Source organism: Odoribacter lunatus (assembly GCF_943193135.1).
Classification (GTDB): domain Bacteria; phylum Bacteroidota; class Bacteroidia; order Bacteroidales; family Marinifilaceae; genus Culturomica; species Culturomica lunata.
The window spans coordinates 258,657-277,966 of record NZ_CALPCZ010000001.1; the positions used below are offsets into that span (position 1 = coordinate 258,657).

General features: G+C 42.3%; 18 protein-coding genes. 11 read left to right on the forward strand and 7 right to left on the reverse strand.

Annotated elements, in window-relative coordinates; all coding sequences use genetic code 11:
* Positions 1-52 precede the first annotated feature (52 nt).
* Genes NFR61_RS01160 through NFR61_RS01180 form a run of 5 tightly spaced genes read left to right on the forward strand, consistent with a single transcriptional unit; the run spans position 53 to position 5,507 of the window.
* Positions 53-916, forward strand: a complete 864-nt coding sequence (locus NFR61_RS01160; protein ID WP_251619908.1) for a M23 family metallopeptidase — start codon at positions 53-55, stop codon at positions 914-916.
* Between the two features lie 3 nt (positions 917-919).
* The gene (locus tag NFR61_RS01165; protein WP_251619909.1) at positions 920-2,080 is read left to right on the forward strand and encodes a 1-deoxy-D-xylulose-5-phosphate reductoisomerase; all 1,161 of its coding nucleotides are present in this window, start codon (positions 920-922) and stop codon (positions 2,078-2,080) included.
* Positions 2,081-2,094: 14 nt separating this feature from the next.
* Positions 2,095-3,441 carry an RIP metalloprotease RseP gene (gene rseP / locus NFR61_RS01170; protein WP_251619910.1) on the forward strand — a complete coding sequence of 449 codons (1,347 nt, stop codon included), beginning with the start codon at positions 2,095-2,097 and terminating at the stop codon, positions 3,439-3,441.
* 11 nt (positions 3,442-3,452) lie between these two features.
* Positions 3,453-4,457, forward strand: coding sequence for a DUF255 domain-containing protein (locus NFR61_RS01175; protein ID WP_251619911.1), 1,005 nt, complete (start codon positions 3,453-3,455; stop codon positions 4,455-4,457).
* Positions 4,458-4,475: 18 nt separating this feature from the next.
* Positions 4,476-5,507, forward strand: coding sequence for an endonuclease/exonuclease/phosphatase family protein (locus tag NFR61_RS01180; protein ID WP_251619912.1), 1,032 nt, complete (start codon positions 4,476-4,478; stop codon positions 5,505-5,507).
* A 4-nt stretch (positions 5,508-5,511) separates the two neighbouring features.
* Here NFR61_RS01180 and NFR61_RS01185 read toward each other — a convergent pair whose 3' ends face one another.
* The gene (locus tag NFR61_RS01185; protein ID WP_251619913.1) at positions 5,512-6,582 is read right to left on the reverse strand and encodes an RluA family pseudouridine synthase; all 1,071 of its coding nucleotides are present in this window, start codon (positions 6,580-6,582) and stop codon (positions 5,512-5,514) included.
* Positions 6,583-6,585: 3 nt separating this feature from the next.
* On the reverse strand, positions 6,586-7,401 hold the full coding sequence (locus NFR61_RS01190; protein WP_251619914.1) for a PASTA domain-containing protein: 816 nt from the start codon (positions 7,399-7,401) through the stop codon (positions 6,586-6,588).
* A 112-nt stretch (positions 7,402-7,513) separates the two neighbouring features.
* Between NFR61_RS01190 and NFR61_RS01195 the strand changes: the two genes are divergently transcribed.
* The 3 genes from NFR61_RS01195 to NFR61_RS01205 are packed head-to-tail and all read left to right on the forward strand — an operon-like array spanning position 7,514 to position 11,935.
* Entirely contained in the window at positions 7,514-9,298 is a 1,785-nt protein-coding gene (locus NFR61_RS01195) for a LysM peptidoglycan-binding domain-containing protein (protein WP_251619915.1), read from the forward strand.
* Positions 9,299-9,322: 24 nt separating this feature from the next.
* Positions 9,323-10,852, forward strand: a complete 1,530-nt coding sequence (gene guaA / locus NFR61_RS01200; protein ID WP_251619916.1) for a glutamine-hydrolyzing GMP synthase — start codon at positions 9,323-9,325, stop codon at positions 10,850-10,852.
* Between the two features lie 9 nt (positions 10,853-10,861).
* Positions 10,862-11,935, forward strand: a complete 1,074-nt coding sequence (locus tag NFR61_RS01205) for a DHH family phosphoesterase (RefSeq protein WP_251619917.1) — start codon at positions 10,862-10,864, stop codon at positions 11,933-11,935.
* Here the strand turns inward: NFR61_RS01205 and NFR61_RS01210 are convergent.
* Positions 11,932-12,567 (reverse strand): DUF6266 family protein, encoded by a 636-nt coding sequence (locus NFR61_RS01210; protein ID WP_251619918.1) that lies wholly within the window; start codon positions 12,565-12,567, stop codon positions 11,932-11,934. The two genes, NFR61_RS01205 and NFR61_RS01210, sit on opposite strands and share 4 nt — an antisense overlap.
* A gap of 268 nt (positions 12,568-12,835) precedes the next feature.
* On the opposite strand from NFR61_RS01210, the gene NFR61_RS01215 reads away from it, so the two are divergent.
* On the forward strand, positions 12,836-13,588 hold the full coding sequence (locus tag NFR61_RS01215; protein WP_251619919.1) for a copper homeostasis protein CutC: 753 nt from the start codon (positions 12,836-12,838) through the stop codon (positions 13,586-13,588).
* 23 nt (positions 13,589-13,611) lie between these two features.
* On the opposite strand, the gene NFR61_RS01220 is transcribed toward NFR61_RS01215, so the two are convergent.
* Entirely contained in the window at positions 13,612-14,541 is a 930-nt protein-coding gene (locus tag NFR61_RS01220; RefSeq protein WP_251619920.1) for a SpoIIE family protein phosphatase, read from the reverse strand.
* Between the two features lie 183 nt (positions 14,542-14,724).
* Between NFR61_RS01220 and NFR61_RS01225 the strand changes: the two genes are divergently transcribed.
* Complete coding sequence (locus tag NFR61_RS01225; RefSeq protein ID WP_251619921.1) at positions 14,725-15,120, forward strand: hypothetical protein; 396 nt, start codon at positions 14,725-14,727, stop codon at positions 15,118-15,120.
* 97 nt (positions 15,121-15,217) lie between these two features.
* The gene (locus NFR61_RS01230; protein WP_251619922.1) at positions 15,218-15,430 is read left to right on the forward strand and encodes a hypothetical protein; all 213 of its coding nucleotides are present in this window, start codon (positions 15,218-15,220) and stop codon (positions 15,428-15,430) included.
* 28 nt (positions 15,431-15,458) lie between these two features.
* On the opposite strand, the gene NFR61_RS01235 is transcribed toward NFR61_RS01230, so the two are convergent.
* The 3 genes from NFR61_RS01235 to NFR61_RS01245 are packed head-to-tail and all read right to left on the reverse strand — an operon-like array spanning position 15,459 to position 19,233.
* Positions 15,459-16,634 (reverse strand): metallophosphoesterase, encoded by a 1,176-nt coding sequence (locus tag NFR61_RS01235; RefSeq protein WP_251619923.1) that lies wholly within the window; start codon positions 16,632-16,634, stop codon positions 15,459-15,461.
* A gap of 19 nt (positions 16,635-16,653) precedes the next feature.
* The gene (locus NFR61_RS01240) at positions 16,654-18,321 is read right to left on the reverse strand and encodes a formate--tetrahydrofolate ligase (protein ID WP_251619924.1); all 1,668 of its coding nucleotides are present in this window, start codon (positions 18,319-18,321) and stop codon (positions 16,654-16,656) included.
* A 21-nt stretch (positions 18,322-18,342) separates the two neighbouring features.
* Positions 18,343-19,233 (reverse strand): coiled-coil domain-containing protein, encoded by an 891-nt coding sequence (locus tag NFR61_RS01245; RefSeq protein WP_251619925.1) that lies wholly within the window; start codon positions 19,231-19,233, stop codon positions 18,343-18,345.
* Positions 19,234-19,310: the final 77 nt, after the last annotated feature.

Below are 19,310 nucleotides of genomic sequence, written 5' to 3' on the forward strand. Positions count from 1 at the left end.
GTTTTCGTTTTTTCAATTTGTTGTGCTAATTTTGAAGGCTAAAAATGAGGGTATGACGAAAAAGAAAAAAGTAGGTTTCTGGGGTAAACTGAAAAATAGATATAAACTTTCTATTCAGAATGAGGCCACCTATGAGGAGGTTTTCAGAATGAAACTTTCCCGTTTACATGTTTTGATTGTGTTGTGTATGTTGGCCGTTATTTTGGTATCGTTGACAACATTGCTGATTGCTTTTACCGGATTGAAGGAATTTATTCCCGGGTTTCCTGATGGGAATATGCGTCATGTGATTACCGAACATGCTTTGCGGGTGGATTCGCTGGAAGTAGAGTTGAAAAAGCGGGATAATTTCTTGAAATCCATTCAATTGGTGCTTCGGGGAGAGGATGAAGGACAAGTGCAGCACCAACAGCATTTTGTACGGGGAAATTATGATACCATACAGTTTAATATCACACAGGAAGAAACTGCTTTCAGATCGGCAATAGAGGAAAAAGAACGTTTTAATTTGACGGTAGACCAGCCTAAAAGTGAGAGTGGTGGTTTTTTCCATTTTTTCCCGCCCATAGCAGGAATCGTTACGCGTAGCTTTGATGAAAAAGTCGGGCATTACGGTACTGACTTAGTGGCCAAAGCAAGTGCCAAAGTGAATGCCGTGATGGATGGGGTGGTCATTTTTACGGACTGGACGATAAAAACAGGTTATGTCATTCAGCTACAACATGCCAACAATTTGGTCTCCGTTTATAAGCATAATTCCACCTTATTGAAGAAACAAGGGGATTATGTGCGTGTTGGGGAAACAATTGCCGTGGTGGGAAATACCGGCGAGGAGACAACGGGACCTCACTTGCATCTGGAGTTATGGCGTGCGGGTAATCCGTTGGATCCGGAACAGTTTATTCAGTTTAAATAGTTTATGGCGAAAAATATAGCGATACTTGGTTCCACTGGTTCGATTGGAACCCAGACTCTTCAGGTAATAGAGGCACATCCGGAACTTTTTACGGTAGAAGTCTTGACGGCGAATAATAATGTGGCGCTATTGATAGAGCAGGCGTTGAAATTCAAGCCGAATGCAGTGGTCATCGGTAACGAAGGGAAGTATGCGGAACTAAAAGAGGCATTAAAGGATGAAGACATTAAAGTGTTTGCCGGTAAAGAGGCTTTAGCTCAAATCGTTGCTTTCGGTACGGTCGATGTTGTGGTAACGGCAACTGTCGGGTATAGCGGATTGCTGCCTACCGTAAACGCTATCAAAGCGGGTAAGGTGATTGCTTTGGCGAATAAAGAAACACTCGTGGTCGCCGGAGAATTGATAAATGAATTGGTGACCCGGCATAACACGGCTATTCTGCCCGTGGACTCCGAACATTCGGCCATATTTCAGTGCTTGACGGGAGAAAGCGGTAATCCTATAGAAAAGATAATATTGACGGCTTCCGGAGGCCCTTTCCGGGGAAAGACTTACGAAGAGTTGAAGCACGTGACGCCCCGGCAGGCGTTGAAGCATCCGAACTGGAATATGGGAGCGAAGGTTACCATCGATTCGGCTTCGATGATGAACAAGGGATTTGAGATGATAGAAGCCAAATGGCTGTTTGGTGTCAAGCCGGAACAAATACAGCCTATTATCCATCCGCAATCCATTATTCATTCTATGGTACAGTTTGCTGACGGAAGTATAAAAGCCCAGCTTGGCGTTCCTGATATGCGATTGCCGATACAATATGCACTGACCTATCCCGATCGCCCCAAATCCGCCTTCGGAAGAGTAGATTTTTCACAATATACTTCTCTTACTTTTGAAGAGCCCGACCGGAAAACATTTCGTAATTTACAACTGGCATACGACTCCATGTTGCAAGGAGGAAACAGTTCCTGTATTTTGAATGCGGCGAATGAAATTGCCGTGGAAGCCTTCTTGCAGGAACGCCTCTCTTTTACTGCCATGCCGGAAGTAATAGAAAAGACGATGGAAACAGTGAATTTTATAAAGCATCCTTCCTTGGATGATTATGTAGAAACGGATAAGGAAAGCCGGAAGGTAGCGGAAGAATGGGTGGAAAAAATTAAATAGCAAGGAGTAAAACGATGGATATATTGACAAAAATACTTCAACTTGTATTGAGCCTTTCCATATTGGTTGTATTTCATGAGTTCGGCCATTTCCTTTTTGCCAAACTGTTTAAAACTCGGGTAGAGAAATTTTATCTCTTCTTCAATCCGTTTTTTTCTTTGTTTAAATTCAAGAAAGGAGAAACAGAATACGGTATCGGTTGGTTACCTTTGGGTGGATATGTGAAAATTGCCGGAATGATAGATGAATCGATGGATACGGAACAGATGAAGAATCCGCCCCAGGATTGGGAATTCCGTTCAAAACCGGCTTGGCAACGCCTGTTGATTATGTTGGGAGGGGTATTGGTCAATGTGATATTGGCATTTCTTATCTTTATTATGGTGTTGCAGGTATGGGGTGAGACATATTTGCCTGCCGGAAACGTAAAACATGGGGTTGTTTCGGAATTAGTGTTTAAAAACATGGGACTTCGGAACGGAGATAAAATCATTTCATTGGATGGAAAGAAAATCGATGACTTCTTTGATATCGTTCCGGATATTCTTTTAAACAATCCCCGGTATATGGAAATAGAGCGCGAAGGAGAGTTGATAATCTTGCCGATACCTGAATCATTGGTGGCGGAATTGGTTCATATCTCTTCTGAGAGGAATTTCCGGGCAGCTTCTTTGGTGGCTCCCCGTTGGTTAATGGATAGTGTGTATATTAACGGATTTGCAGATTATTCGGCGGCGTATGATGCCGGAGTCCGGGCTCATGACAGGATATTGAAGATAAATGAAGTAACCCCGCGTTTTTATGATGAATTTATCAGCGAATTGGATGCAGCCAAAGGGAAACAGATAGAATTAACGGTATTGCGTTTGCAGGATACTTTGAAAATTCCGGTACAGTTGGGAAGTGACGGGAAATTAGGCGTTTCTTTTGTCAATATGGAGCAACTTGAATATGTGACAAGGAATTATTCTTTCTCGGAAGCGATACCCGCCGGAATAAAAAAAGGAGTAGGGACATTGTCTTCTTATCTGAAGCAATTGAAACTGCTCTTTACTCCCCAGGTTAAAGCATATAAATCTGTCGGGGGAATGATTTCAATCGGAAATATATTTCCCGGTGTATGGAACTGGCAGGCTTTTTGGGAACTTACCGCATTTCTTTCCATTATGCTGGCGGTAGTAAATGTATTGCCTGTTCCGGCTCTTGATGGAGGACATGTGTTGTTTTTACTATATGAGGTTATAACGGGACGTAAACCCGGAATGAAATTTTTAGAGTATGCCCAGATAACGGGAATGCTCTTTTTATTGGCATTGTTTATTTTAGCGAATGTCAATGATGTACTGCGTTTTTGGAACTAAATGAAAAATATATGAAAATACGAATTCTCTTATTGGCAATAGTGTGGTGCGCTTCCCTTTCGGCACAGGAAGAAAAAATACATTGGTTGACGCTGACGGAAGCAGATAAATTGTATCAGGAAAATCCCAAACCATTAATAATTGATTTTTATACGGATTGGTGTGGATGGTGCAAGCGGCTGGATCAGACAACTTATGCCAATCCGGACGTAATCAGTTTTGTCAATCGGTATTTTTATCCGGTGAAAGTAAATGCGGAGGGAAAGGATACGCTCTATTTTCAAAACAAAGTGTATGCGCCGGTGCAAAACGGTTCTCGTACGCTAAGCAGTTTGGCGATAGAAATGTTGAACGGGAAACTCTCTTATCCAACGACTGTTTTTTGGCATGGCAAAGAAAATGTAAATCTGGTCGTACCGGGATACCTGGAAGTACTTAAGATGGAGGCTTTTCTCGTCTATTTCATAGAGAATGCTTATATGTCCTCCAATGTTAATGACTTTGTATCTGATTTTGAGAAAGTTTTTTCCGCCAAAAATCCGGATGATAAGGTAGTAAAAAACTATTGGACGGACTTCAAAGACTTGGATGACAAACAGAAACAGGAGAAAAAGAAAATATTGCTTTTTATGTCGGCATCCTGGAATAACTCCTCCCGCATGATGGAACGGGAGGTATTTGCGGATTCCGCTTTTTCCGAATTGGCACAGCGGTATTTTTATTCATTGCATCTGGATGTACAGTCTCAGGACTCGATAACATTTATGACCCATAAGTTTGGCAATGCCGGGCAGGCAAATAATAATCTGCATCAATTGGCAATAGCATTAAGCGATAAAGTATTGCGTGTCCCCAGTATCTATATCTTCGATATGGAAGGTAAATTAATGGAGCGTTTATATTTCTATGTAGATAAGCGGCGGGGACGTATGATATTGGATTACATTGGGTCAGATACCTATAAAACCATGTCGTGGGGAGATTATGTGAAAATAAAAGAACGCGAAGGCATGTAATAAAATCAAATAGAGGTGATGTTGCGTAGGTGCATACTAATCGGGAGTATCGGATGGTGCTTGCTTTCCAGTGTTTTGGCACAAGAGCGTTACCGGGTGGTCAGCTATAATGTGGAAAATCTGTTTGATACCCGTCATGATATTGGTAAACGTGATGAGGAATTTACGCCCGAAGGACGGTTGCATTGGACACAGTCACGATATACGGAAAAATTACAGAAAATATCCAGAGCCATTTATGCGTCGGGAGAAGGGCAGATGCCGACATTTGTCGGGCTGTGTGAAATCGAAAACAGGCGGGTTTTGGATGACTTGACGACAAAAACAGTCTTGGCAGAAGCAGATTATGGTATAGCGCATCGGGAATCTTCCGATCGTAGAGGGATAGATGTGGCATTTTTATATAAACGCGCCTGTTTTCGTATATTGAGGGAAAATGTTATCCCGGTGAAAAGTGAGCAGGATACGACTTTTAGGACACGTGAAATATTATATGTTTCCGGTATTCTAACGACGCCGGATTCATTACGTCGGGATACGTTTCACTTTTTTGTGTGCCATTTTCCCTCCATGGCAGGGGGAGAGAGCCAAAGCGAGTGGAAACGTAAACTGGCGGCTTCTTCACTTAAAAATTGCATAGATTCGATTCAACGGCAAAATCCGAAGGCAGCTATAATATTAATGGGGGATTTTAATGGGAAAGCCGACAGACCTGCGCTGAAAACAGTTTTAAAAGCTAAGAGGTCAGATGCCCGTAAAATAGAAAATACGGGATTGTATAATACTGGCTACTATCTGTTGTACGGAACTCATGGAAGTTATAAATACAAAGGCGAATGGCAGACAATAGACCATATCATCGTCTCTGGCATACTCTTGAACGGGAAACATATGTTTCAAGCGGAGAAACATTTAACTCCTTATGCAGCCAAATTCCTTTTGGAAGAAGATAGTTCATACTTCGGATATAAACCCTGGCGCACCTTTGTGGGACCTCGTTATGTGGGCGGTTATAGCGACCACCTTCCGATATACCTCGACTTACATTGACATGCTAAATCAAATCTTCCCGGCCGGAAGTGTAGATACGCCATTTTTCAATCAGCGCTTGCATATCTTGTGGAAGTGGAGAATCGAAATCCATTTTTTCCCCTGTAGCGGGATGGATGAATCCGAGAGTCTTGGCATGTAATGCCTGGCGGGGACAAAGCGTAAAACAATTGTGAACAAACTGCTTATATTTAGAAAAAGTAGTGCCCTTTAAAACCTCGTTTCCACCGTATTCCGCATCATTGAACAGAGGATGTCCGATATGCTTGAAATGAGCTCGGATTTGATGGGTACGGCCTGTTTCCAGTATACACTCAACGACATTCACATAGCCTAGTTTCTCGATAACTTTATAATGCGTAACAGCATGCTTCCCGTGACTGCCGTCGGGAAAAACGGCCATTGTCTTCCGGTTTACCGGATGGCGGCCGATATGCCCCGTTATTGTATCGGTATCTTCTTTCAGATTTCCCCAGCACACCGCGATATATTTACGGTCAGACGTCTTGTTGAAAAATTGAAGAGCCAGATGGGACTTTGCCTCTTCGGTTTTGGCGATAACCAAAAGTCCTGAAGTATCCTTGTCAATGCGGTGGACTAATCCGGGGCGGAAATCATTTCCTTGAAAAAGTGGATTATCCTTTAAATGCCATGCCAAAGCATTGACCAACGTTCCGTTGAAATGTCCGAAAGCGGGATGTACCACCATACCAGCCTCTTTATTGACGACGAGCAAATGCTCATCCTCATAAACTATATGGAGGGGAATGTCTTCCGGTGTGATTTCAAAATCCCGTTTCGGATAAGCCATCACAATAGAAACCACATCATAAGGTTTAACCTTATAATTGGACTTTACGGATTTGTCGTTTACTCGGATATTTCCCGCTTCAGCCGCCTCCTGAATTTTTGTACGGGAAGCATGGGGGAGTTTACTCATCAGGAATTTGTCAATGCGTAGGGGAATTTGACCGCGGTCGGCTTCTATGCGGTGGTGCTCATACATCTCATGCTCACCTTCCCGATTTTCATCATCGAAATCCAGATCGTCAATATCCTCGTATTCTTCTGTCATAAATTATTCTGTAACGATGAGAAGAGAATCCAACTCTTGAATCTTCTGCTTGTCTAATGTGATATATAGATTGACATAGGTTCCTGCCTTTACTTGAGGCTGTTGTTGGGCATCTGGGTTTTGCCTGTAAACAATGGCCATGGAAGTTGGGGTTCCTTTAATGCTATTATCCGGAATGATTTTTCCGATATTAAGGTAATTTTCTTTCAGATTCCCGATAGCTTGATTTAACAACAAACCTTGTACTTTGGGCATAGCGACAAAGTTTTTGCTTCTGCCTTCCCCGAGAACAATATCAATGGTGCTTCCCTTTTGAATTAACGTACCCGGTTCGATATCTTTTCCGTGAAGCTGTAATGTTAGTACTAAATTCTTAAATTGTGACGGAGCATAACTGATATGTCCGATTTTGAATCCTTTGCTGTGTAAAGTTTGCAACGTCTGACGGTAGGGGGCATTATTCAATTGAGGAAAAGGAACTCGCTCAGGTGAATGGGCATTGGTGATTAGCCGAATCATGCGGTTTTCTTTGACATGTGCGCCGTTTAAGGGATATTGTTCCAAAACAACACCCGGTTCTGCGCTGTCATCATAGATAGAATCAACAATCATCACTCGCAGTTGATGTGCAGAAGCAACCTCTTGGGCTTCTTCCGGCGATAATAATTGAAAAGCCGGTACGGAAATATACTCTCCGTGAGATGTATACACATCCAGACGGGACAAAACAAAATATCCGCCTACAAACAATAGAATAACAGCAACTAATAAATTTAAAAAGAAAAAAGTTAATCTCGGATATTTAGACAATTTCGCCATAATTGCTTTAGGTTTTATGAAAATCATTATTGTGCGCAAAAATAGTTCAGATTTTTAAATTTTCCGCTTCTATTTTGTAATTTTGTCACTTATAAGTTGAATAGAATAAACGATGAATAACAGAATTGTAAAAGTTGTATTATTTATATATTTCTTCCTCGTATCCGGAATCCTTTCGGCACAATCTCCGGTCGTAAAAAAATCAACAGATATTGTTGTGATAAAAGGAAAAAGTTACTACTTGCATGTCGTGGAAGAGGGACAAACGCTTTTTGCCATTTGTAAGGCTTACGGAGTGAATATCGAAACGGTAAAACAGGAGAATGACAAACACGACAATATCATTAGTATATTTGATGTATTGAAAATTCCATATCAGGAATCGACTGTCGAGCGAGATGCCAAATATTATTACCATAAAGTGGAAAAAGGAGAAACCCTCTATTCCATATCCAGGCGTTTCGGAGTTAAAATTAAACGAATTTTAAAAGATAACGATCAGTATGTGCAAGGAACATTGAACATCGGCGATTTGGTTCGTTTACCTTTGGAAGAAATACAAACAATCATACCTAAAGAAAAATCCATTGCAGAACATAAAACAGAGCATGAAGCAGAACAGGAATCCGGACAGGAATTTGTTGAAGAGCAGACGATAGATAGTGATACGCTCTATTTGACAGGAGAAGGACCGATATATGCCACTCCGGTTCGCGAAGAAAAACCGGATTTTATTTCCGATACTTTTATTCCGGACAATAAATATGTGAAAGTCGCCTTATTGCTTCCTTTCTATGCCGTGGAAAATATGAATCTGAACTCTCTGAATAAATTGCAAGATAGTTTAGGAACGGGGAAGACAAAAAAACAAATTCTGCGCAAATCGGAACAATTCCTTTATTTTTATGAAGGAATTTTGCTGGCGGTAGATAGTTTGAAAAAAGAGGGATATAAAATAGATTTACACATCTATGATACGGAAAAAAATACAGCAAAAATGTATCGGATTACAGAAGAACTCAATCAATTGAATCCCGATTTGATTATTGGACCGGTCTATGCTTCCGAATACAAAATAATAGCGGAAAACTTAATGAATAAGACGATACCCATAATTTATCCGTTATCGTCAAGAGGAGAAAACTTCAGCCGTTATCCCAATTTCTTGCAGGTAAATCCTTCATTTAACGTATTGACGGGAGAAATGGCTACCTGGGTTGCAGCTCAAAGCGAAAAGGCCAATATAATCAGTATCAGCTGGACGGGAGGGGAATTCAATGACGAACAAATAGTGTCGGAACTGACGGAAAAGAAACTTTTTGCAGACAGAATAAATAGGATACAGGCTATCCAGTTTTATAAATGGGACTTTCAGGAAGAGCAGTCTGACACATTTAAACTGTTATTAAATCCGGATCAAGAGAACATAATCATTTTACCCTCTTCCAAAGAGGCTGATGTAAGCAAAATGTTGCCTGTATTGTCTGCTTTTGCCGATGAATTTAAAATCACTGTACTTGGTTTCCCTGAATGGCAAAACTTTACTTCCGTAGACCATGAGACTTTTTTTAAACTGAATGTAAAGCTCTTTGCCTATAGTTATGTTGATACGCAGAGTGAAAACGGTAAACGTTTTGGAGATACCTATCGTAAATATTTTTATACAGAACCGAACCCGTTGGCTAATAAAGCGTATGATATAGGATTGTATTTTATACCTTTAGCTGCTAAATATGGAAACCGGATGTTGGATGCAGTGTCTTTTTATGAAAAAGAGGGGATATTTTCACGTTTCCGCTTCTTCAAGACCTGTGAAGACTGCGGAAGAGAAAACTATGGTTTTTATATAGTCAATTATGGCTCGGACTATCGATTAAAAATGGAGAAATACCAATAAGTCATTTAAAAAGAATATAATAATATGCAGGAAAAGATTTTGATACTGGATTTCGGATCGCAATATACTCAGTTAATAGCAAGAAGAGTACGCGAATTAAACGTATATTGCGAGATATATCCCTATAACCATTATCCGGTCCTTGACTCCTCCGTTAAAGGAGTAATTCTGTCGGGAAGTCCTTTTTCCGTGCGGGATGAAAAAGCACCGCAGCCGGACTTGTCGGCTATAAAGGGGAAATTGCCCTTATTGGGAGTATGCTTCGGAGCCCAGTATCTGGCACACCATTTCGGAGGAGAAGTAAAAGCCTCCAACAAACGGGAATACGGGCGTGCCAACTTAACTTACATTGATAGACAAAGTTTGCTGTTTGACGGTATAGGAGAAAATACGCAAGTATGGATGTCGCATGGGGATACCATCGAAAAACTACCTGCCGGTTACCGGATTATTGCAAGTACAGCAGATGTTAAGAATGCCGCATTCAAAGTAGAAAACGAAACAACTTACGGCATACAGTTTCATCCGGAAGTCTATCACAGTACAGAGGGAGCGCATTTATTACGCAACTTTGTCGTTAATATCTGTGGGTGCAAACAAAAATGGACGCCCGACTCTTTTGTAGAAACGACTGTTACAGAATTAAAGCAAAAATTAGGTGATGACCGGGTTATACTCGGACTATCTGGAGGAGTGGACTCTACGGTAGCGGCAATGCTGCTTCATCGGGCGATAGGGAATAAATTAACCTGTATCTTCGTAGATAATGGTTTATTGCGCAAAGATGAATACAAAAATGTATTGGAAAACTACAAAGAACTCGGATTGAATGTCGTTGGCTCCGAATCGGGTGACTTGTTTCTCAGTCGTCTGGCAGGAGTTACTGAACCGGAAAAGAAACGTAAAATTATCGGTAGTACTTTTATCGATGTTTTTGATCAGGAAGCCTCCAAAATCAAAGATGCCAAATGGTTGGGACAGGGTACAATTTATCCGGATGTTATTGAATCCTTATCGGTAAACGGACCTTCGCAGACAATCAAATCGCACCATAACGTAGGCGGATTGCCGGATTACATGAAACTAAAATTGGTAGAACCTTTGCGTTTGCTTTTCAAAGACGAAGTGCGGAGAGTGGGGAAAAGTCTCGGACTTGCGGATAAATTTCTGCAAAGACACCCGTTCCCCGGGCCGGGCTTGGCTATTCGTATACTTGGAGAGATAACTCCGGAAAAAGTGCGCTTGTTGCAGGAAGCCGACCACATATTCATTTCAATGCTTCAGGAAGAAGGATTATACAATCAGGTATGGCAGGCAGGCGTCATGTTATTGCCTGTACAAAGTGTCGGCGTTATGGGGGATGAGCGTACCTATGAAAGTGTAGTTGCCTTGCGGGCGGTAGAGTCTACGGACGGAATGACTGCCGATTGGTGCCACTTGCCTTACGAATTTCTTGCACGGGTATCTAACCGTATTATAAATAATGTCAGGGGGATTAACAGAGTCGTTTACGATATCAGTTCAAAACCGCCTGCCACAATCGAATGGGAATAAAATTATCGTATGATTAGAATGAAAGAAGTACTCCGAACGATAGACAGACTGAAAAGATGTCTAAGGAAGAGTGATAATATGCGGGCCGTAATCATTCCTCATATCTCTGCCGACGGAGATGCAGTGGGGGCTTGTTCCGCTTTTTCAATGGCATTGGAAAACAATGGTATCAAAGCTTCTATTATCACGTGTGATTTCTTTCCGGAATACTTGAAATGGTTGAAAAATGCGAATAAAGCCGTCTCATTGCAAGACAGATCGGAGCAGTGTAAAAAATTAATAGCCGAAGCTGATATCATATTCATGCTTGACCATAATACGATATTGCGGGAAGGAGACTTGCAGCCTTTACTACGGGATTATAAGGGGCTAAAAGTGATTATCGACCATCATCCGGAACCGGAAGAGGTAGACTTTATCATATCCAATACCCGGGTATCTTCCACATGTGAGTTATTATATACTGTTATCAGCAGAATATGGGGTGACGAAGCAATTACTCCTGATATGGCAAATGCTCTCTATACGGGAATAAATACAGATACCGGAGGATTAAGCCACAACTCTTCTCATCCGGAAACTTACAGAGTGGTAGCAGATTTATTGGACCGGGGACTGAACAAACAGTATGTACATGAAAATCTTTATCAACACAATCGGCTTTCACGTTTGCGGCTGATTGGAAATGCTCTGTTAAATAAATTGACCATTCATCCCGATTATCCGTTGGCGCTTATACCTATTACCGGACAGGAATTAGAAAAATATGATTTCAAGGAAGGGGATTTGGAAGGACTGGTCAATATACCCTTGTCCATTGAAAAAGTATTGGTCTCCATACAAATTACCCAACGAAAAGAGAGAGTAAAACTCTCTTTCCGTTCCAAGGGTAATATACCGATTAATCTTTGGGCAAAAGAATATTTTAACGGAGGGGGACACCTAAATGCTGCCGGAGGGCAATCAACAGAGCCCTTAGAGCAAGTCGTTCAGAAAATCAATGAGACGGCTGCCTGGTTTTTTGACCAATGCAAATGCCATTCCTCAAAACGTTCCGCTTCAGCCCAGAGTACGGAAAATTAAATAGTGCCGATAAAACGGCTGTCGGAATAGATATTTTCGTATTGCTTTTTGAAAAATGCGAACAGATGTACTTCATTCTTGATACCTGCGGGTAGTTTGAAAGTGTATTCTCCTGCTTTTCTTTTTACCGTCTCCTGTTCGATGCCGTAAATCTTATAATTTCTTTTCTCATTTCTGTCATAAACGGCAAGATACAGTAAATCGCTCGTATCGCTGTCTCCCGGACAACTTGCGTCCCATCGTAAAGTCACGGTATCGGGTGTTGTATGGACCATGGCTATATTGTCCGGTATGTAAAGAGGACCATAGCTGATTTTTAATTTGGCGAAATCTTCCGCTTCCCCTTCAGGGGTGAAATTATGTATATTCTCCTTGATGAAAAGATTATATCCGCTTAAATCTGTTCCGCGGACGGATTCCTGCCAGGATAAACGCATCGGCATACCGATATTCCGGAAAAACAGAGAAGCTCCCCGGAATTTGCTCTTTTGAGAGTTTTGCTCCGGACTGTCAGACTTCTTATAACCTTTCGGCTTACTCCGCATACGTATCTTTCCGTTTACCTCATACACGATAATATTGGCCAGACTTCCGCTCATACTGTTGAATAAAGTTGATTTCGCGATACTCATAACTTACGATTAAAATAAAACATATTCATCTTACATATAAATTCGTAATAAAAGTATATTAAAAATAAATAAAATCCAAATTAAATATCAATTAAAACCTATATTAATTGGATTTAACTTGGATTTGATATGGATTTAACATGGATTTAATATAGATTTAAATATAAGTTGAAGTGAAGATTATATTTTGGAAATAATGCTTTGTTGTTTGAAATTGTGTTTATATGTTTGTGAGTATCGTGTAGTTAAAAGAAAACAGGAAGATTTTATGAAAAAATGCGAACTTGAAATATGTGCTTATTCGTTGGAATCCTGTCGGGCGGCGAAAGAAGCGGGGGCGGACAGGGTGGAATTGTGTGCGGCGATGTATGACGGCGGAACAACACCTTCTGCGGCAACGATACGTATGGCGCGGGAGCTAACAGAAGGAATGGAGTTGTATGTGATGATTCGGCCGAGGGGAGGGGATTTTCTTTATTCGGAATGGGAATACAGGCAAATGTGGGAAGATATTCGTTTTGTCAAGGAAAGCGGTGCGGATGGTGTCGTGTTGGGGATATTGGCGGCGGACGGTATCGTGGATGTGGAAAGAATGACGAAGCTGGTGGCGTGGGCTTCCCCGTTGAAGGTGACTTTTCACCGTGCTTTTGATATGACACGGAATGCCGGGGAGGCATTGGAAGCGGTTATCGGGTGCGGCTGTCATCGTATTCTGACTTCCGGTATGCATAATACGGCAACGGAAGGAGTGGGCGTATTGAGGGAATTGGTACGGCAGGCACAGGGACGAATACAGATAATGGCTGGAAGCGGTGTGAATGTATCCAATGCGCGGCAGTTGTTGGAAACAGGGGTCGATGCGTTGCATATGAGCGGGAAGAGTGTGCGGGATAGTGCGATGGTTTTCCGTAATCCGCATATATTTATGGGAGGAGTTCCGGGTATTCCGGAATATGATATTGCATACAGTGATAAGCGAAAGATAGAAGAGGTGGTCAAGGTCTTGCAGACTTGTAGATAAAATTATCTTTCGGGTCTGGAATTTTATTGGAGTTGAATGGCAAGGAGGGTGAAATCGTCTGATAATTCTGCGTTATTGATGTGTTGATGTAAGTCTTTCAATATGGCATCAACGAGTTTGTTTGGTTGCAGGGAGGAGGAGTTGCGGATGGCAGCTTTGAGTTTTTCCTCGCCGTAAAACAGACCCGATTGGTTTTCTGCGTCGGTGATACCGTCCGTATATAACAGGAGGGTTGTGCCGATAGGCAAGGTATAGTGGCATTCACTGTAAGAATAATTTTCGAGCAGACCAACGGGGGAGTCATGATGACACGTCAGTTTACTTGTTTCGCGGTTGGCATGTATGATTAACGGTTCGGGATGGCCTGCATTGGTGAAAGTCATTTCTCCTGTTTTAATGTTCAGGATGCCTACAAACATGGTGACGTACATATCTCCTTCGTTATTTTCAGCCGTGTAGATATTGATTGTGTTGCAAATATTGGCCGTGGAGGTTTGTATACTGGCGACATAGCGGAATAGTTTTACGACGGAGGCCATGTAGAGGGCTGCCGGTATGCCTTTTCCCGCGACATCTCCGATGGCAAAATAGAGATGGTCATCGGCGAGGAAGTATTCATATAAATCGCCGCCGACGTGTTTGGATTGTTGCAGTTCTCCTTTTACATGGATGTTTTCCGGTAATGGGGAGGGATAAGGGAGGAAACGCTGTTGCAGTTTTTGTGCCAGACGGATTTCATTCCGCATTTTTTCGTTATTGTGTTGCAGGTAACTGAAAGCATCTTTCAGTACTCCTAATTCGTCATTGCTGCTGATACTGATTCCGTCGCTTTGCAGTCCGTTCCGGATTTGCCGGGCGTATCCGGAAAATTCTTTGAGCGGTTTGGATATTTGCCGGGCTATTCTGAATGTGATGAAAATAAGCAATAGCAGGGCTAATCCGCAAATGAGCAACAGCAGTTCGTGAAATTTGTTGGATGTAACGAGGATTTCATCATAGGGACAGGCAAGGCCGAGGCGCCAGTTTAAAAAAGGAATAGAGGTGTAAAACAGAAAATGGTTCAGATGGCATTGCTTGATGGTTATTGCGCCAGTTTGACCTTGTAAAAAGGCTTTTTTTATTTTTTGTCCGTCAGGATGGCAAAAGTAATCGTGCAGTGTGTTTTGGAATGTTGGATGTGGGCAAAAGATGGTTTCGCCCTCTGTGGTGGTGAAAAAGATATGGCCGGAGGTATAGAGTTTGACGTCGGCAGCAAAGTCAATGAACCAGTCAATGGGGAATATAAAGCCAATGATGCCGTCAGCGGCGATGTCGTTTGCAAGGGGGGCACAATAGCAGATGTGTTGTTTTTGGGGGTATTGGATGAAACTCCAGCAGCCTCCGGTGGTGTTTTTGCGAAAGATGCAGGATGTGTCGGCAGAGAAGGGCTGCTGCCCGTTGCAGCAAATAATGGAATCGGATGGGGTACGGACGGCGTGTATGCTGGCAGGATGTGCGGGAGAAGGGGTGTAGGAGATGAAACATTCGCTTAAATAAGGATAGGTGTGCAGGATTTGGGCGGGCAGGAACTGTAGGCCGGAGGTCCGGTGAGTATCCGTAAAGGAGTGGAGTGTTTGCGGGATTTGTTCTATGCTGGTGATTTTGCGATTTAATGTGCGGATAACACTGAAAGATATATCGGATGCCTTGTGGAATGCGTTGTCCCGGATGTATTTCCTTGAAGAAAAGAAGATGCAGATAGATAGTAAGATAAAGATGACGAAGGAGGCGGACAGCAGTGAAAATATCAGTTTATGGGTGACGCTTTTTAAATGTTGTCTTTCCATAGTTTACAGGCTGTAATATTTTCAACAAGTTATTTCCCGTGGTTTTAGTTTAATATGATTTCGTCTATTTGCGGCCGAAGCCCGATGCGTCCGGGGAAGCCTATATATCCTTCCCCTCTTGATACATTGATATAATGGTTGTCGTGATAATACAATCCGTCATATTCCGGATAGAGCAGCCGGGCTGGGCTCCATTTGAATTTGCCGATTTTGATGCCCATTTGCATGGCGTGGGTGTGTCCGGATAAGGTTAAAGGAATAGGATGATTGAGTATTTCAGCTCTCCAGTGGGAGGGGTCGTGTGAGAGAAGTATGACGAAGTGGTCCTCCGTATTTTCCAGTGCCTGGGACAGTTTTCCGAATCTGGGAAAGGGCGGGTTGCCCCAATTTTCCACACCGGCAATGTACAGGGTGTCATTGCCTTTGATTATCGGTATATTGCTGTTGTTTAACATGGTGAATCCGGCATCTTTCATATTGTTGTAAAAATCTCTCATGTTATCCAGACGGGCAGTACTGTCCGGCCACTGGGTGTATAAGCCGTAGTCATGGTTTCCAGTCACAGCGTATTTCCCGTATCGGGCTTTCAGGCGGCTTAACTCTTCTATCCACGGACAGATTTCTACAGCAAAGTTATTAACCATGTCACCGGTGAAGAGTATGACGTCGGGATGCAGGCTGTTTACTTTGTCTACCAATAACGGTATCCCGGAGTAGTATACGGAATGGCTGCCTAAATGTAAATCGGAAAGTTGGATTATTTTGAAATTTTTAAAAGAAGCGGGGAGTTGTGGAAATTCAATGGATATGGTCTGTATTTTGTAGTTGTATCGGTTGTATGTTATACTGTATAATATGGAAAGAAAGAATATTCCGGCGATGATAGTGGCGGTGTAACGTGTTTTTTTACCGGATGAATGTGATAACCGGTTTATTGGCCATGCCAGGATATTGAAGAGGATGAAAATGATTTTAGGTATATAAAACAAGATGAATATGCCTATCCAGAGGCCTACCCAATAATAACTTTCCGGTCCTTTTAAATGGGGAATATATACATAGTACAGGATGAATCCGATGATAAAAAGGAGGGAGTGAATCCCGAAAATAAAACGGCTTAAGCAGGTTCGTAAGAAGCGCTTTAGTTGAAAGTATAGGATTGAATCCGTAACTAAGATGAATAATATGCCCAATAAGAGTATGACGCTGTTACTACGCATCGTATTGTTTTCACTTTCGTTAGAATAGACCTGAAATGTGTCCTTCTTTGTCGATATCTATACGTTCTGCTGCTGGTTGGTCGGGTAGTCCCGGCATGCGCATGATGTCTCCCGTGATAGGAATGACAAAGCCTGCACCGGCAGCTATTTCGATTTGTCTGACGGTTACGATGAAATCTTTGGGGCGTCCCAAAAGTTTCGGATTGTCCGAAAGGGATTTTTGTGTTTTGGCTATGCACACGGGGAGTTTGTCTAATCCGAGTGCTTGTATTTTCTTTAAATCGTTTTTAGCTTGTGAGGTGTAGTCAATGGCAGCAGCCCCGTATATTTCTTTTGCTATGGTCTCGATTTTCTTTTCTACACTCCAGTTCCAGTCGTAGAGGGGATGTAACTGGCAAAGACATTGTTCGGCAACTTTGGCTGTCAGTATGGCTAATTTTTCTGCTCCTTTTCCACCTTCTGCCCATACATCGGCAATTTCTACCGGAACATCCAGTTCTTTGCATTTGTTTTTTATCAATTGTAATTCGGCATCAGTATCTGAAACGAAACGGTTGATGGCGACAATAGGACAGATGTTGAATTTTTTCATGTTCTCAACATGCTTTTCCAAGTTCTCCATCCCTTTGGCGAGAGCTTCCGTGTTTTCTTCTTTTAAGGCGTCCAGTTTGACTCCTCCGTGGTATTTTAATGCCCGGACGGTGGCGACTAAGACGACGGCACTGGGATTCAAATGGGCTTTTACGCATTTGATGTCGAAGAATTTTTCCGCTCCGAGGTCAAATCCGAAACCGGCTTCCGTAACAACGAAATCGGAGAGGGAGAGACCCATTTTGGTTGCGATGACGGAATTGGTGCCTTGTGCGATATTGGCAAAAGGTCCGCCATGTATGATGGCGGGATTGCCTTCGATGGTTTGTACCAGGTTGGGCTTGATTGCTTCTTTCAGCAAGGCGGCCATTGCTCCGTGGGCTTTCAGGTCACGGGCGTATACCGGTTTCTTGTCGTATGTGTAGCCGATGAATATATTGCCCAGTCGTTGTTTCAGGTCTTCAAAGTCTTCGGACAGGCATAGGATAGCCATGACTTCCGAGGCTGCTGTGATGTCAAAGCCTGTTTCCCGAGGAATACCCGAAGTGGTTCCACCCAAGCCGACAATGATGTGACGGAGAGAGCGGTCATTCATATCCATGACTCTCTTCCAGGTAACGGTTCGTGGGTCGAGACCGATAGTGGATGTTTTGCTTTGTATGTTATTGTCGATTAAAGCGGATAACAGGTTGTGCGCTTTTTCTACAGCATTGAAATCTCCTGTGAAGTGGAGGTTGATGTCTTCCATAGGCAGCACCTGGGAATATCCGCCACCGGTGGCACCTCCTTTGATACCGAATACGGGCCCCAATGAGGGTTCGCGCAGGACGACGGTTGTCTGTTTCCCGATGCGGTTTAGTCCTTCGGACAGACCGATGGAAACAGTTGTTTTTCCCTCTCCGGCAGGTGTAGGGGATATGGCTGACACTAAAATAAGATGTTTGTTCCGTATCTGCGATTCATTGATTAAATGAAGTGGAAGTTTGGCTTTGTATTTCCCGTATTGTTCAATGGTGTCCGAAGAGATGCCCAATTTTTCGGCAATTTCGGTAATGGGGCGCATTTTTACGGAATTAGCAATTTCAATGTCGGTCATGGCTACTTATTTTAAGTGTTTTTAGTTTAAGAAAAATTCGGTACTGCCAATGTTTTCATTTTCACTGAATAATTCGGCGGTATATTTTCCTTTTGTCAGACTCCCGTCGTTCGGCCAATAGATAGAAACGGGGTCTAAGCGTTCGCCTTCGTATTCAATTTCCCGTTTCGCTGAATAAGTCAGGCTGACGTTTTGGTATTTGAAGAACGATTTTTCACTGAATGCAATTACTTTTCCGTCGGGACGGGTGAGGCGGAGGTAGATAATACGTGTCCCCCGTTTGGCTGTGATATTTTTCGGTATCACGAAATCGGCACGTAGCTGAAAGCATTTTTTCCAGTTGGTAACCCGTCCTTTTTTATTGATGGGTACTACGGTGAAGTTTTCCGCTGTCAAGGCTCCCGCGCGTGCGATGACCTCTTTCATGTCCTTCTGTTCTTTTTCTAATTTATTGTTCCGTTCTCTTACCCAAGAGATTTGTTGTTTCACCTGGGTATTTTCAGCTGTTAGCTTTTGGTTCAATTGATTGAGGGAATCAATCTGTACAACATAACTACGTAAAACGGTTTTTAAAGTTCCGATTTCTTTTTTGTATCTGCTGATTTCCGCATACGAATTGTCTCTGAATTTCTTCATTTCCTCCAACAGGATGGCGATTTTTTCCTGTTCAACGGTGAGTTTTTCGTTTAGCGTATCGTTTGTTGATTTCAGGTTATCGTAATTGCTGCTTAAATCTGTCAGTTCCTGTTCGAGCAACTCTTTTTCTTCGTGGATGGCGGCGATGTGCTTTTTATTGGCAGAACGTTCTACCATAAAGAAAATGAATAGTACAATCAAAATGAAGCCTAATCCGGCTATAATCCAAACCAGTGTTTTGTCTTTTTTGTTTTGAATCAGCTTGTTTTCTTCCATATTTAAGAGTGTTAAAATTGTTGCAAAGATATGATAAAGAAATGAGATTGACATCTTGATTTTGTTTTTTGCTTTTT

What these genes read in the sequence shown, in the direction of transcription:
- NFR61_RS01160 (WP_251619908.1), top strand. Translation starts at nt 53, where the DNA reads ATGACGAAAAAGAAAAAAGTAGGTTTCTGGGGTAAACTGAAAAATAGA.
- NFR61_RS01165 (WP_251619909.1), top strand. Translation starts at nt 920, where the DNA reads ATGGCGAAAAATATAGCGATACTTGGTTCCACTGGTTCGATTGGAACC.
- rseP (WP_251619910.1), top strand. Translation starts at nt 2,095, where the DNA reads ATGGATATATTGACAAAAATACTTCAACTTGTATTGAGCCTTTCCATA.
- NFR61_RS01175 (WP_251619911.1), top strand. Translation starts at nt 3,453, where the DNA reads ATGAAAATACGAATTCTCTTATTGGCAATAGTGTGGTGCGCTTCCCTT.
- NFR61_RS01180 (WP_251619912.1), top strand. Translation starts at nt 4,476, where the DNA reads ATGTTGCGTAGGTGCATACTAATCGGGAGTATCGGATGGTGCTTGCTT.
- NFR61_RS01185 (WP_251619913.1), bottom strand. Translation starts at nt 6,582, where the DNA reads ATGACAGAAGAATACGAGGATATTGACGATCTGGATTTCGATGATGAA.
- NFR61_RS01190 (WP_251619914.1), bottom strand. Translation starts at nt 7,401, where the DNA reads ATGGCGAAATTGTCTAAATATCCGAGATTAACTTTTTTCTTTTTAAAT.
- NFR61_RS01195 (WP_251619915.1), top strand. Translation starts at nt 7,514, where the DNA reads ATGAATAACAGAATTGTAAAAGTTGTATTATTTATATATTTCTTCCTC.
- guaA (WP_251619916.1), top strand. Translation starts at nt 9,323, where the DNA reads ATGCAGGAAAAGATTTTGATACTGGATTTCGGATCGCAATATACTCAG.
- NFR61_RS01205 (WP_251619917.1), top strand. Translation starts at nt 10,862, where the DNA reads ATGATTAGAATGAAAGAAGTACTCCGAACGATAGACAGACTGAAAAGA.
- NFR61_RS01210 (WP_251619918.1), bottom strand. Translation starts at nt 12,567, where the DNA reads ATGAGTATCGCGAAATCAACTTTATTCAACAGTATGAGCGGAAGTCTG.
- NFR61_RS01215 (WP_251619919.1), top strand. Translation starts at nt 12,836, where the DNA reads ATGAAAAAATGCGAACTTGAAATATGTGCTTATTCGTTGGAATCCTGT.
- NFR61_RS01225 (WP_251619921.1), top strand. Translation starts at nt 14,725, where the DNA reads ATGGCAAAAGTAATCGTGCAGTGTGTTTTGGAATGTTGGATGTGGGCA.
- NFR61_RS01230 (WP_251619922.1), top strand. Translation starts at nt 15,218, where the DNA reads ATGCTGGTGATTTTGCGATTTAATGTGCGGATAACACTGAAAGATATA.
- NFR61_RS01235 (WP_251619923.1), bottom strand. Translation starts at nt 16,634, where the DNA reads ATGCGTAGTAACAGCGTCATACTCTTATTGGGCATATTATTCATCTTA.
- NFR61_RS01240 (WP_251619924.1), bottom strand. Translation starts at nt 18,321, where the DNA reads ATGACCGACATTGAAATTGCTAATTCCGTAAAAATGCGCCCCATTACC.
- NFR61_RS01245 (WP_251619925.1), bottom strand. Translation starts at nt 19,233, where the DNA reads ATGGAAGAAAACAAGCTGATTCAAAACAAAAAAGACAAAACACTGGTT.